12 protein-coding genes are annotated in these 13,790 nt (G+C 41.4%); 5 read left to right on the top strand and 7 right to left on the bottom strand.

Annotated features, from left to right (window positions below; all coding sequences use genetic code 11):
* Nucleotides 1-77: 77 nt before the first annotated feature.
* The gene (locus FNW02_RS16160) at nucleotides 78-440 is read right to left on the bottom strand and encodes a DUF5615 family PIN-like protein (protein WP_191758536.1); all 363 of its coding nucleotides are present in this window, start codon (nucleotides 438-440) and stop codon (nucleotides 78-80) included.
* A gap of 8 nt (nucleotides 441-448) precedes the next feature.
* Complete coding sequence (locus FNW02_RS16155; protein WP_191758535.1) at nucleotides 449-679, bottom strand: DUF433 domain-containing protein; 231 nt, start codon at nucleotides 677-679, stop codon at nucleotides 449-451.
* Between the two features lie 125 nt (nucleotides 680-804).
* On the opposite strand from FNW02_RS16155, the gene FNW02_RS16150 reads away from it, so the two are divergent.
* Nucleotides 805-1,371 (top strand): Uma2 family endonuclease, encoded by a 567-nt coding sequence (locus tag FNW02_RS16150; RefSeq protein WP_191758534.1) that lies wholly within the window; start codon nucleotides 805-807, stop codon nucleotides 1,369-1,371.
* 321 nt (nucleotides 1,372-1,692) lie between these two features.
* Nucleotides 1,693-3,621, top strand: a complete 1,929-nt coding sequence (locus tag FNW02_RS16145; protein WP_191758533.1) for an aspartate kinase — start codon at nucleotides 1,693-1,695, stop codon at nucleotides 3,619-3,621.
* A 180-nt stretch (nucleotides 3,622-3,801) separates the two neighbouring features.
* Here FNW02_RS16145 and FNW02_RS16140 read toward each other — a convergent pair whose 3' ends face one another.
* On the bottom strand, nucleotides 3,802-4,890 hold the full coding sequence (locus tag FNW02_RS16140) for a hypothetical protein (protein WP_225225688.1): 1,089 nt from the start codon (nucleotides 4,888-4,890) through the stop codon (nucleotides 3,802-3,804).
* A 181-nt stretch (nucleotides 4,891-5,071) separates the two neighbouring features.
* On the opposite strand from FNW02_RS16140, the gene FNW02_RS16135 reads away from it, so the two are divergent.
* Nucleotides 5,072-7,123: a tetratricopeptide repeat protein gene (locus FNW02_RS16135; protein ID WP_191758532.1), complete on the top strand. Its 2,052-nt coding sequence runs from the start codon at nucleotides 5,072-5,074 to the stop codon at nucleotides 7,121-7,123.
* Nucleotide 7,124: 1 nt separating this feature from the next.
* Here FNW02_RS16135 and FNW02_RS16130 read toward each other — a convergent pair whose 3' ends face one another.
* The 4 genes from FNW02_RS16130 to FNW02_RS16115 all read right to left on the bottom strand — a co-directional run bounded on the left by FNW02_RS16130 (nucleotide 7,125) and on the right by FNW02_RS16115 (nucleotide 8,786).
* Nucleotides 7,125-7,763: a restriction endonuclease subunit R gene (locus FNW02_RS16130; RefSeq protein ID WP_191758531.1), complete on the bottom strand. Its 639-nt coding sequence runs from the start codon at nucleotides 7,761-7,763 to the stop codon at nucleotides 7,125-7,127.
* Nucleotides 7,764-7,812: 49 nt separating this feature from the next.
* On the bottom strand, nucleotides 7,813-8,172 hold the full coding sequence (locus FNW02_RS16125; RefSeq protein ID WP_191758530.1) for a DUF5615 family PIN-like protein: 360 nt from the start codon (nucleotides 8,170-8,172) through the stop codon (nucleotides 7,813-7,815).
* Nucleotides 8,150-8,452 carry a DUF433 domain-containing protein gene (locus FNW02_RS16120; RefSeq protein ID WP_225225687.1) on the bottom strand — a complete coding sequence of 101 codons (303 nt, stop codon included), beginning with the start codon at nucleotides 8,450-8,452 and terminating at the stop codon, nucleotides 8,150-8,152. The genes FNW02_RS16125 and FNW02_RS16120 overlap by 23 nt, the downstream gene beginning before the upstream one ends.
* 154 nt (nucleotides 8,453-8,606) lie before the next feature.
* Nucleotides 8,607-8,786 (bottom strand): hypothetical protein, encoded by a 180-nt coding sequence (locus FNW02_RS16115; RefSeq protein ID WP_191758529.1) that lies wholly within the window; start codon nucleotides 8,784-8,786, stop codon nucleotides 8,607-8,609.
* A 208-nt stretch (nucleotides 8,787-8,994) separates the two neighbouring features.
* Between FNW02_RS16115 and smc the strand changes: the two genes are divergently transcribed.
* Together smc and FNW02_RS16105 are read left to right on the top strand one after the other, a co-directional pair.
* Nucleotides 8,995-12,618, top strand: coding sequence for a chromosome segregation protein SMC (gene smc / locus FNW02_RS16110; RefSeq protein WP_191758528.1), 3,624 nt, complete (start codon nucleotides 8,995-8,997; stop codon nucleotides 12,616-12,618).
* 58 nt (nucleotides 12,619-12,676) lie between these two features.
* Nucleotides 12,677-13,666, top strand: coding sequence for a PRC-barrel domain-containing protein (locus tag FNW02_RS16105; RefSeq protein WP_191758527.1), 990 nt, complete (start codon nucleotides 12,677-12,679; stop codon nucleotides 13,664-13,666).
* Nucleotides 13,667-13,790: the final 124 nt, after the last annotated feature.

Raw genomic sequence — 13,790 nt, 5'->3', positions numbered from 1 at the left:
TTCGCCACTTTGCGTTTACGCTCTACTTTAGAATGTAAATCTACAAGCGATCGCCTAAAATAAAATCCACTTTTTACTTATATGGGCAATCGCCTCACCCGGAAAGTTTCATTACTTACAGAAACAATTGCCCCTACCTCTAAATCTTTCTGACATTCACTCAAAACAGTTGTCAAACGTTCATTAATTGCATCATAGTTATCATTCCCTAACCTAAACAAAATGACACTGGGTAAACTATCCCCACTGACGGCTAAAAGTTGAGCAAAATCTAAATCTATAGTTAATAAAATTCTCCCTTCTGTACGGGCTTTAATTAAAATCTCATTATCGGGTAGTCTTTGCAAGCCTTCATCCCGCAAATGCACGACATCATAACCATCACCACGCAACCAAGATACAGTGCGTAGTGAAATTCCCATATCTGCCAAAAACTTCATTTTACTGGTTAAGCAATTTTGAATGGATAAACCCGTTCTTGAGTCAACCACGCTGCATAAAGTAAAGATTGACGAATATCCTCTGGTTCTAAATCAGGATATTCTTCTAAAATTTCTTCCACAAGTTTTCCATTAGCTACCAAATTAACCACTAAGGAAACTGGAACTCGCATCCCGCGAATGCAAGCTTGTCCACCCATAATACTAGGGTCAAATGTAATTCTGTCTAGACCTAACATAAAGTTCTCTCTCCAAAATCTCTTTTGTCTCTGTTGTTGGTTTTATTAATACTCAAAAACCAACTTCAATCAACAGCAAACGCTACCCTAGAAATCAGCATCACTCAAGCCTTGAAGTTTCAACCATGATAGCCTCGTCCCAGCAAAACTATCTTACTCCTGAAGAGTACCTCCAAATCGAGGAACAAAACCCTATCAAACATGAATACATCGACGGTTATATCTACGCAATGGCTGGAGCGCTTGACGCACATGTCACCATTGCTCTTAACCTTGCTACTCTCCTCCGTAATCATGTCCGTGGCTCTAATTGTCGTGTTTACATCGCTGATATGAAAGCGCGAATTGAATCTCTGAATCGCTTCTATTATCCCGATGTGATGGTTACTTGCGATCAACGAGATCAAGAAACGCCAGCTTATAAAAGATTTCCTCGGTTAATTGTCGAAGTTTTATCTAACTCGACTGAAGCTTTTGACCGTGGCGACAAATTCGCCGATTATCAAGTACTAGAAAGTCTCCAGGAGTATGTACTGATTAATACAAAGCGTCAACGAGTTGAATGTTTTCGACGGAATGAAGGGCTATGGGTTTTACAATCCTACACATCAGAACATAAATCATTTCGACTAAACAGCGTGGATTTTGAAGAAACAATAGCAGGACTTTACGAAGATGTAGTTTTTGAATAATATCACGCGATCGCATATTCATTGGTGCGTTTTATTGGTGAGCGATCGCTTATGAATTGTATGGGTATAATTATCGTTACATCTTTATGTGGCTGAGCAAGGAGTATACTCTTTTCTACTTTTGCTACTGGTAACAAGCCTACGAGGACTTAATGAGATTAGCTCGGTATGCGAAAAATCGCTAACAAAATATAAATTACAGGTTTTTCGTGTCAACTGATTCTGATAAGTTAGTAAACTATATAGCTGGTAATGCTTGCACAGCTTTTTGACCCGGCGGGGGCATTGATGAAAGCAGGCACAATTGATTGAATAAAAGTTATGGCGCTCATAGTTCAAAAATACGGTGGTACATCTGTCGGTTCAGTGGAACGTATTCAAGCTGTTGCACAGCGTGTTTACAAAACTGTGAAAGCAGGAAACTCGCTTGTAGTAGTGGTTTCTGCAATGGGCAAAACCACCGATGGACTTGTCAAACTAGCTAATGAAATTTCTACAAGTCCTAGCCGCCGGGAAATGGATATGCTGCTTTCTACTGGTGAGCAAGTAACTATTGCCTTACTTAGCATGGCATTGCAGGAACTTGGACAGTCTGCAATTTCGATGACTGGTGCTCAGGTAGGAATTGTTACTGAAGCTGAACACACCCGCGCTCGGATTTTGCATATTGAAACTGATCGCCTCAGCCGACATCTTAATCAAGGCAAAGTAGTTGTAGTAGCAGGATTTCAAGGGATATCCAGCAACGGAGAATTAGAAATTACGACTCTGGGGCGTGGCGGTTCTGACACTTCAGCGGTGGCTGTAGCAGCAGCAATACAGGCAAACTTTTGTGAAATTTATACAGATGTTCCAGGGATTTTAACTACAGATCCTCGCTTAGTTCCCGAAGCCCAGTTAATAGATGAAATTACCTGTAATGAAATGCTGGAACTGGCTAGCTTGGGGGCAAAAGTGTTGCATCCTCGTGCCGTGGAAATTGCTCGTAATTATGGTGTTCCTTTAGTAGTTAGGTCTAGCTGGACAGATGACCCTGGTACTTGGGTAACATCGCCCAAACCCCAAGGGCGATCGCTGGTAAATTTAGAAATTGCCCGTCCAGTAGATAATGTAGAATTTGACACAGATCAAGCAAAAGTCTCTCTGTTGCGCGTACCCGATAAACCAGGTGTCGCAGCCAGGTTATTTGGCGAGATTTCCCGGCAAAAAGTGGACGTGGATTTGATTATTCAGTCAATTCATGAAGGTAATAGTAATGACATTGCTTTTACTGTAACAACACCAATATTAAAGCGAGCAGAAGCAGTAGCCGCAGCCATCGCCCCAGCACTGAGAAGTCAATCTAACCCCAAATCGGAAGAAGCTGAGGTAATGGTAGAACATAATATCGCCAAAGTTAGTATCGCCGGTGCAGGGATGATTGGGCGTCCAGGTGTAGCTGCCAAGATGTTCGCCACCTTAGCAGAAGCCGGGGTGAACATCCAAATGATTTCTACTAGTGAAGTAAAAGTGAGTTGCGTAGTAGATGCTGCTGCGTGCGATCGCGCCGTCACCGCACTCCGCACAGCCTTTGAGATAGAAGCAGGGGGAGCAGAGGAGCAGAGGGGCAGAGGAGCAGGGGGGGCAGAGGAGCAGAGGGAGAAGAATAACTCACTACTCAGTACTCAAGACTCAGCAATCAAGACTCAGCACGGGATAAACGCCCCGCTATCGCTAACACTACTCAGCACTCAGTACTCCCCTCCCCCCGTGCGTGGCGTCGCCTTAGATATGAACCAAGCGCGTATTGCGATTCGCCAATTGCCAGATCGTCCGGGGATGGCGGCGAAGCTGTTTGGACTATTAGCGCAGCATAACATTAGCGTTGATATGATTATTCAATCTCAGCGCTGTCGGGTGATTGATGGTATTCCCCGGCGAGATATTGCCTTTACGGTTGCGCGGATGGATGGGGAAAATGCCAAAAAAATGCTCACCCAAGTGGCTACAGAATTAGGATGGGGTGAAGTTGTTTTAGATAGTGCGATCGCCAAGGTGAGTATTGTCGGTGCAGGGATGGTAGGACAACCAGGTGTTGCGGCTAAAATGTTTGAAGCGCTAGCCCAAAACCGAATCAATATTCAAATGATCGCTACCTCAGAAATCAAAATTAGTTGCGTAGTGGCACAAGAGGAAGGTGTTAAGGCTTTGCAAGTTATACATGCTGCCTTTGGACTGGCTGGGAGCGAGAAATTTGTCGTACCAGCCTAGACAAAGTAGTTAAGCTGTTATGCATTTAAATTGCACATTACCTCGATATTAAGGTTGACAGTTAACTGTTAACTGTCAACAGTTAACAACTACAAAGAGTAGTTATGCAATTTAGACGTGCATTAGCTTATCAATTACTTGTAATCAGTTCTCACTTAAAAAGTTAGGAATTCTTTATCTCTAACTTCCGGTTCCTGGCTCTTGGCTCCTAATTTCTTTTCTGGAATGCCATTTTTCCATCATGGCGATTATTTCCGAAATTCGGCGATCGCCACACCAAACTAAATCAAGTTTTTTGAGATGTTCGATACTAATAACACCATCTAAACCAGCAATGCGATGATATTCTGTATCTTCCATTGCTGCTAATAAATGTTGAAAAATGATAGTCTCATCGAACTCAGGATCGGTTTGAGGATCGTTGAGGATTGCCATTGCTCTTTCTGGCGACAAGCCTTTGAGAGTTCTGAAAATGAATAGTGTAGGGAAGTCCACACTTTGGAGTGCAGGATGACGCTTCACTAACCCAGCCAGCAGCACTCCCAGATAAGCTGCTGCTTGGGAATTATTTAGCATCTGTATCTGTTGAGTTGCAATTTCCGTCAAATTGGTAAAAAATGGACACCCCAATTGCTGTTCAATGGCGGCGACTGGACTTGGAACTGGGGAGGACTGCAATTGAGCCTCAAATGAGGGTATGCGTTCTTTTGGCAATTGGCTGAGTAAGATTTGCTGAGCGCGATCGCTTATTATAATCTCGCCACTTAACCCAAAGCTGAAGTCCTTACCCGGTTCTAAGCCTTCACCAATTAAAATTCTAAAAATGTTACTTTCGGCTTTTCGGTGCATCTGTGCATATTGGGATTGTCCAAAAAAAGTTTGACAAAACCAACTATGGCTATCAGAATCGCATTCGACCATTACTTCGTTAACAATCAAAGCAGTTAACTTTTCTGCTCCCAGAATCGTTTGCCACCGTGCAATTAAGCTATTAATAGCAGTTTTATCGCGGCAACTCAATGCTTTGAGTAATTGACGCTTCGCACTAACTGCCTGATCTTTGTTTTCTCCAAATCCGTTGATTTCCAATCTTTTATGTGGGGTTCTGGATAATTCAAATTGCCCTTTTTGTAACTCATTCTGGGAGCAAAAGTCATGAGTGAGATTGCTGAAGAATATGGAAAAAATTATTTGCATATTTAACTTCACATAAATTCGCCTGTTATTTGCTGCACATAGTCCACTCAAACCTGGTAAAATATTTCCCATTGAGCCTGTTATATTCCTCCAATATAGAAAAATAATTACCTAAAAATATGTGTAATTTAGCTAATTATTAATACTTGTAGTTTAGTGTAATGACCTTAATTTTTATGCTTGTATTTAATGAAACTCATTAATAACACTTACAAAATAATCAAATAATTAAAAATAAAACTTATTTATATTGATGAATAGTCATCTACTGAACGGACGTTACCGAATACTGACAGTTCTGAATACTGAGGAAGTAACACAAACCTATTTAGTTGAAGATACTAACCTTCCTAACAGTAAATTCGTATTGAAGCAGCTACGTCCTCCCAGTAAAAATCCTCAAACTTTAAAAATTCTGCGTCATTTGTTTATAAGTAAGGCGAGAACCTTACAACAACTAGGACAAGAACACAACCAAATCCAGAAGTTAATTGATTATTTTGAAGAAAAAGAAGAATTCTATATTGTTCAAGAATATATATTTGGTAATCCTTTAACGGAGGAAGTTTTACAGGGCAAGCCTCTGAGGGAAGACCAACTAATTACTCTCTTATTAGAAATCTTAGAAATTTTGGTGTTTGTACATGTTCGAGGAATAATTCACCGGGATATTAAACCAACAAATATTATTCGTAGACACTCAGATAAAAAGTTAGTTTTGGTTGACTTCGGTGTTGTTAAGGAAGTCATAATTACTAAGGTTGGAAATTCTGAATATCTACCAAATGAACAATCTCATGGAAACCCCAAATATAACAGTGATATCTACGCTTTAGGTATAGTTGCGATCGCAACAATCATGGGGTTACAAGCAAACGATATATCTAGATTAAAAAATCAGAAAAATCAGCTAACAGGCGAAATTATCTGGCGTAACAAAACCACAGAAGTTAGCAGAAAATTAGCCAATATTCTTAATAAGATGGTGCGTTTTAATTATCGCAAGCGTTACCAGTATGCAACCGAAGTTTTAGAAGACTTAAAACAGTTAACACATGAGTATGATCAAGAAAAACAGAATCAAAAAAAACTCTGGTTAATTCTGTCAGGGATAGCTGGTTGTATTACACTTGGTGTCGGAACTTGGTTTTTTCAGTCACCAAAACCTGTAAGTAATACTCAAAAACTGTACCAGCAAGGAGTAAATAAATATGAAGCAGGAAAGTTTCAAGAAGCAGTTGAAGATTTTACTAAAGCTATTCAATCAGATTCGCAAAATGCGCTGGCTTACAACAGGCGAGGTGATACTTTTTATCGTCTAGGAGATTATCAAAAAGCACAAGCAGACTCTAGTCAAGCAATCTTGCTCAATCCTCAAGATGCTAATGCTTATTATGATAGAGGATTTTCTCTTTATGAATTAGGTAAGTATAAAGAAGCGATCGCTGACTATACTCAAGCAATAAAACTTGATGCTAAAAACCCATTTTTTTATTATGGGCGTGGTCTTACCCGGATTAAACTAAAAGATAATAAAGGAGCAATTGGGGATTTTAGCAAAGCGATCGCCGTTAAACCTGACTATAGCGAAGCCTACTTACAGCGGGGTATTCTTCGTCGTCGCCTCAAACTTAGACAAGCAGCAATTCAGGATTTTGATGCAGTGATTGGGATTAATCCCAGTGATGCTAAAGCCTATTATCAGCGGGGTTTAACTCAAGTTGCTAATCAACAAAAAGATGCTGCGATTAAAGATTATACAAATGCAATTAGTATTAATCCCAAATATATAGAAGCTTATCTTAATCGTGGTGATATTTATAGTGATCAAGGAGAACAGCTAGAAGCTACTGAAGATTACAATAAAGTTTTACAGATTAATCCTAAATTAACAGCAGCTTACATCCATAGAGGTCTTCACCGCTTTTCTTTTGGAGATTATAAAGGAGCAATTGAAGATTACAACCAAGCGCTTGAATTAAATTCAAAAGATGCTGCGGCTTACAATAATCGTGGTAACGCCTATTTAGAAATGGGAAATAAAAAAGCAGCTAATGAAGATTATTCTCAGGCGATCGCCATTAATTCTAACTATGGTTTAGCCTACTATAATCGGGGGATAGTTCGTGCCAAAATGGGGAATAAAAAGGGTGCGATCGCAGATTTTAAAAAATCCGCCAAACTGTTTCAACAGAAAGGAGAAAAAGATAGTTATAAAGATGCACTTAAGGAAATTGCAAATCTGCAAAATTCAGTAACCGTTAAAACTACTCGCGCTACATCAGCGAAAAGAGAAAAAAATTAAACTATAATTTATAAATTGATTTGAAGACTTGCAACAACTCGATTGAAGATTCAGAGCGAGTTATATCTAGTTTTGGTAATAATTGATAAATTGGAGGATTTCCTTGTTGGATATAAACAAACTGGTAATCCATCCCGTTAGTAGTCACACCCCAAACTACTGTTTGATTTTCTAGACTTTTGTAAGTATAAGTAAGCAATTGTAGTAATCCTTCCAAAGTATTAAAACTACTATTTTTAGACTGAATTACTAAAATCCAAAAGAATGTAGTTACTTTTTTTCCTTGAGTCTTATTAACAGCTAAAATATCCATCCGTCCTTTGATGTTTGTATCTTCATCTTCAACGGAAATATCAGCAATATTTTCTTCTAAAGTAATCTTAATACTAGGCTGATAGAAACCAGCTAATTTCATTAATGGCGCGATGAAGAGAAACTTTATTTGCCCTTCAGAAATTTTACCTGCTGTATAGTAATTACGAAATAGATTGCGGATTTGTGAAAGTTCTTGTTGTTCAAAGTCTGTAATTGATTCTAGAGATAGTAATGATGTAAATGAGTTATTCAATTTCTCCTCAAATTTCAAAAGCTGTTGAACATCTTCTAAACTTAGATTTCTTGCATCGAAAGTAACGCTCATCAATTTAATCCTTTTTCATAAAATTTATATATTATAGACATTATTGGTATTAAAGCAGTGGTAAGTGAACAATTTGGTTTTGATATTCATCATTAAAAGGTGCTTGAGCAATTAAAATCAATTCATCAATAGTCTGACCAATAGTTAATTTATCATTCAAAATAAAAATACCTGGTGTATGACGCTCTTGGGCAACATGTTCAGCTAAATGTCCAGGTATAGATGTGCGATTTGTAACCAAAAGAAAGTTGTGTTCCTCACACCAGCGCAAGATTTCTGGATCTAATGTGCCTCTGGGAGGAGCGCCAGGATCACCAACCACCCACATGATTAATGTAGGGTTGCGCTGGACAAATTGTCGCTTGTAGACTTTATCGACATTTTCATCAAGAAGATATTTGAGAGTCATCTGCTTTTTTCATTACTTCTCTTTCAGCTTTTAGTTTCAGTAATTTAACTACAACTGGCGGTGGATTGCGTCGCTGTTCTTCTCGCATTCTGTGACTATGTTCTAGCCAATCAGCTATGTAAGCACTGACTGCTTCCTTGTTATGTAGGTAATAGAGAATAGTTGCATATACCTGCTCTAGAGTTACTGATGGATAACTTTGGGTAATTTCCTCTGGAGTCCGACACCGATGGATGAAATCATAAAGGATAGTTTCAATTCCTACTCTTGTACCTTTCAATCGAATATCATCAGGACGCTGAAAGTCAAAGTAATCTTCTAGTTACATAATTTACCTTATTATTTATCTACGCCTAATATAATCTTACATACTTGCAAAATGCTCTTGCAATAAATCGTGAATTAACTGATAGCTACTCAGCAAAGGATAATTATTATTCATTGTTTGCGATCGCCTCCAGCAGAGTGTAGCTCATCGCGCAGTTCTTCCAACTTATTATTAGTGATTTTCTACTAGGAAATTCTCGAATTATAGACCACTGATTAATCAAACATCCCCCAACATCTGCCAATAAATCAGTCAATAGCAGCGTGAAAAAACGATGATTGAACATTTTTACGACTAAGATTCAGATGGCTCATAGATGATTCAAACGATACCAACTGGTTCCAATTCGCTGCTAAACCCTCTTTACCTCCTCTGTGTTCTCTTGTTCTCTGTGCCTCTGTGGTTCGATAATCCTGAATTTCCTGCCCTACCCTCTTGCGAATCTGTAATTAATTGATACACTTGTTCTTCATTAGCCCAGTTAACCAGCGCCTATGGTTCATATCAAGCGCGTGGAACTTACCAACTTCAAATCCTTCGGCGGTACTACCTCTGTCCCTTTGCTGCCGGGGTGTACTGTCATATCTGGGCCAAATGGTTCTGGTAAATCTAATATTCTCGATGCACTGCTGTTTTGTCTAGGACTCTCTAGTTCTAAGGGAATGCGGGCCGATCGCCTGCCGGATTTGGTTAATAATACGCAAACGTCTAAGGGGCGGGCTTCTATTGAGGCTAGCGTTACGGTGACGTTTGATTTATCGGATGAAGTTTCGCGCAAAGGCGCAAAGTCGCAAAGTGAAGAAGGCGCAGAGGAAGTAGAGGAAGTAGAGGAAGATGGTGATTTTCGCCAGTCCGCGACTGAGTGGAGTGTAACTAGAAGGCTGCGAGTTACTCACCAGGGGACTTATACGTCGAATTACTATATTAACGGTGTAGGCTGCACGCTGACGGAGTTGCACGAGGAATTAAGTAATCTGCGGGTTTATCCTGAAGGTTATAACGTTGTGCTGCAAGGGGATGTGACTAGCATTATTTCGATGAATGCTAAGGAACGACGGGAAATTATTGATGAATTGGCTGGGGTGGCGGCGTTTGATCGCAAGATTCATCAAGCTAAATCAACTTTGGATGAGGTGAAGGAGAAGGAAGATAGCTGTCGGATTATTGAGACAGAATTAACTGTACAGCGCGATCGCCTCTCCCAAGACCGTGCTAAAGCGGAAAAATATCAAAAACTCCGTACGGAATTTCTCCAGAAACAATCTTGGGAAGCGGTTTTCTCATGGCGTTCTCTACAAGCACAACAAGAAAAGTTAGTTACGCAACTTCAAAGTGGCGATCGCAATTATGCTGAACTCACTACCCAACTCACAACTCTGAATTCTGAAATTGCCCAAAAAACCGCCGAATTGGAGCAACTCAATGCTCATGTGAAAGCATTAGGAGAAGAGGAACTTTTGGCGGTACAAGCTACTCTGGCTACCCAAGAGGCGGAACGTAAACAACTCCAGCGTCAGCAAACGGAGTTAGAAACAGCTTTGCAAGAAACTGCTAAGCGGCTGGCTCAACAAGCGCAAGAAATTCAACAACATCAAAATTCTTTAGAACAAATCGCCCAAACTCAGATTGTTGAAGGACAATCTATCGTCTATTGTCAGCAGCAAAGAGATGAGGCGCAACAAGCGCTACAAAATTCCCGCGAAGCAGCAGCGGAAATCGCCTCGGCTTCGGAAGCGTGGGTGCAGCAACAGACGGCGTTAAACCGTCAAGTTGAAACTTTGCTGCAAACTTTAGAACCGCAACGTACAGAACAAGCACAACTCAGGGAACGCAATCACCAATTACAGCAACTTATCCAGGAGCAAACTCAGTTAATTGAACGTGACGAACCCCAGCTAGCAGAAAAACAAGCTGAATGCAGTCGAGTTGAAACGGAATTTAATGCCTCTAGTGAACCCATCCAAAACTTAGCCCAAAATCTTGCAGCCACAGAACAAGAATTGCAAATTCAACAGGAAACCCAAAAGCGGCTCTTGCAAGAGCAACGAGAAAAACAACGGCAGTTGGATAAAATAGAGGCGCAAGCGCAAGCACAGCAGGAAGTGCAAGGTACTCAAGCTAGCAAAGTGATTTTGCAATCGGGAATGCCTGGACTTTGTGGCTTAGTTGTGCAGTTGGGACGGGTGGAACCACGCTATCAGCTAGCTTTGGAGATTGCCGCTGGTGGACGCTTGGGACATATTGTGGTGGAAGATGATGGTATTGCCGCAGCGGGTATTGAACTGCTCAAACAAAAGCGTGCAGGGAGAGCAACTTTCTTACCACTGAATAAAATACATGCTCAGAAATTTACTCAAGATGCAACACTACGTTTTGCTAACGGTTTTGTTAACTATGCTGTAAATTTAATTGATTGCGATCGCCGCTATAAAGATGTATTCAGCTATGTTTTTGGCAACACGGTAGTATTCGCCAGCCTTGAGGCGGCGCGGAAAAACTTAGGACTATATCGCATTGTCACCTTAGATGGGGAATTGTTGGAAACCAGCGGCGCGATGACTGGTGGTAGCAACACCCAGCGTTCGTCATTGCGGTTTGGCAATGCGGAAGCAGCGGAATCTGATGAAGCAATTGCTCTGAGAAATCGCTTGGTGGACATTGAGCGAATTTTAGAGCGTTGTACTGAAGCGATCGCTACTTTGTCAGCCAAGACAAAACGACTGGCGCAAGAGGTTACAGAAGCACGACAGGCGCGGCGAGAACAGCAGTTGCAATTGGAGCAGTTGCAGAAAGATATTAAGAATTTGACGGCGCAGTTGGCAGGAACGCGATCGCAACTCGCCCAAAACAGCGAAAAATTCGCGACGGCTCAATCTCGCCTAGAAGTTTTAGATCGGGAATTACCAGGACAAGAAAGTCAGTTGCAGCAATTGCGACAGGTATTAGCAGAGTTGGAAGCGTCGCAAACTCCTAGTGAATGGCAACAAATCCAAGCAACTATTAAAGAACAAGAGCAACAATTACAACAACGAGAGGCAGCATTACGGGAAGCCGAACAAAGATTAAAAAATTTGGAAAATCAGCAGCAACGGCTGCAAGAGAGAATCCAAGAAGCCGAACAACGGATTACTCAATATCATCACGAGCAAGAAACCCAACAAAATCAAATAACTTTACTCAGCACTCAGCACTCAGCACTCAGCACTCAAATTGCTGAAACACGCGCTACGCTGAGCCAAATGGAACAGAATTTGGGAGAAGAGAAACGAAAACGCGACGCCACAGAACAAGAAGTGCGATCGCATCTTTTGCGTCAACAACAATTGGAATGGGAACTGGAAAAACTTCAAGAAACCCAAGACAAGCGCCGGGAAGAACTCGTTGCTTTACAAAGCCAGTTGCGGGATGTCGGAGCAGAATTACCAAGTCCTTTGCCAGAAGTTCCAGATCAGGTAGATTTGGAAGAATTGCAAAAAGAATTGCGATCGCTTGCTAAACGCTTGCAGGCAATGGAACCCGTAAATATGCTGGCTTTGGAAGAATACGAACGCACCCAAAACCGTCTCCAGGAACTTACGCAAAAATTGCAGACATTAGAAGGAGAAAGGACTGAGCTACTTTTGCGAATTGAAAATTTTACTACATTGCGACAACTTGCTTTTAGAGAAGCTTTCGATGCTGTCAATGAAAACTTTCAATCAATTTTCGCCACTCTTTCCGATGGTGATGGCTACTTGCAACTCGAAGATCCCGAAGATCCGTTTAGCAGCGGTTTGAATTTAGTCGCCCACCCCAAGGGCAAACCCGTACAGCGCTTAGCTTCTATGTCTGGGGGAGAAAAATCACTTACAGCCTTGAGCTTTATCTTTGCCCTCCAACGCTACCGCCCATCGCCGTTTTACGCCTTTGACGAGGTTGATATGTTTCTGGATGGAGCAAACGTAGAGCGATTAGCTAGAATGATTAAACAACAGGCACAACAGGCACAATTTATAGTTGTGAGTTTGCGTCGTCCGATGATAGAATCAGCCGAACGCACAATTGGCGTTACTCAAGCACGAGGAGCTTACACCCAAGTTTTGGGTATTAAGTTACAATCCTCCAATACATCTGCTTGAGTTTTTGTTAATAATAGTGTATAGATAAACCGGATTCGAGATCAGGACTCGGTATAGAATGACCTCTGAACAGATAATTAGGCGTTCCGACATATTGAATACCCAGGTGATTACCCGCGACAACGGTAAGCGGCTAGGCATCATCAGTCAAGTCTGGGTTGATATTGATCAAAGAGAGGTTGTGGCTCTTGGTTTGCGAGACAGCCTGATCTCTATTTCGGGCATACCGCGCTATATGTACCTCAACAACATTAGCCAGATTGGCGATGTCATCCTGGTTGATAACGAGGATGTACTCGAAGATATTGAAATTGAAGTTTACGGCGACCTGATTAACTGGGAAGTAATTACAGAAACAGGTGAAGTATTAGGCAAGGTGCGAGGCTTCAAGTTTAATGGCGAAACTGGCAAGATTTATTCCATAGTGATTGCTTCCTTTGGATTACCACAAATTCCCGACCAAGTGCTGAGTACCTACGAACTCTCAGTAGAGGAAATCGTTAGTACTGGGCCCAAAAGGCTGATAGTGTTTGAGGGAGCTGAAGAACGGGTAAATCAGTTGACAGTAGGTTTGCTAGAACGTTTGGGTATTGGCAAACCCCCGTGGGAGCGTGATGCAGAAGAAGAATACGGCTATACTCCCCCTCGTGCAGTTGCACCATCCAATCAGCTACCCAGCGGAGTGCCATTGCAGCCACCTAGACCAAAAGTTCGCGCCCCCGAACCCGTAGCGCGGGAAGAAGAATGGACTGAAGACTATGTAGAAGAAGAAATACCGCAGCGTCAGGTAATGAAAGCGCGGCAGTATGAATCTATCCAATACGAAGAAGACGAGGAAGAAGATAATTGGAGTGAGGCAACGGGTAGAGATAAGTATCAACAACCGCCAAGATATGAATCTCAACCTTACAGCAAGCCATACACCGAAGATTATGACAATTATGATGATGTCGAGGGCGATGCTTGGGAAGATGCGCCAAAGCCAGTGAATATTCCCAAGAAAGTCAAGGAAAGACAGCCTGAATACGAAGAAGAAGGCGGATATTAACTAATTCGTAACTCGTAATGGGCTACGCCCCGCTACGCTAACGTAATTCGTAATTCAACTCTGAAATTACGAATTATTTTAAGATTATTCCAGCCTTCTCCTTGCAAGTAAGGAGAAGGCTAAT

The organism is Komarekiella delphini-convector SJRDD-AB1, from assembly GCF_014831675.1.
GTDB lineage: Bacteria > Cyanobacteriota > Cyanobacteriia > Cyanobacteriales > Nostocaceae > Komarekiella.
Note: the sequence above shows the minus strand (reverse complement) of the source record. Positions and strands in the feature narration are given on the sequence as shown.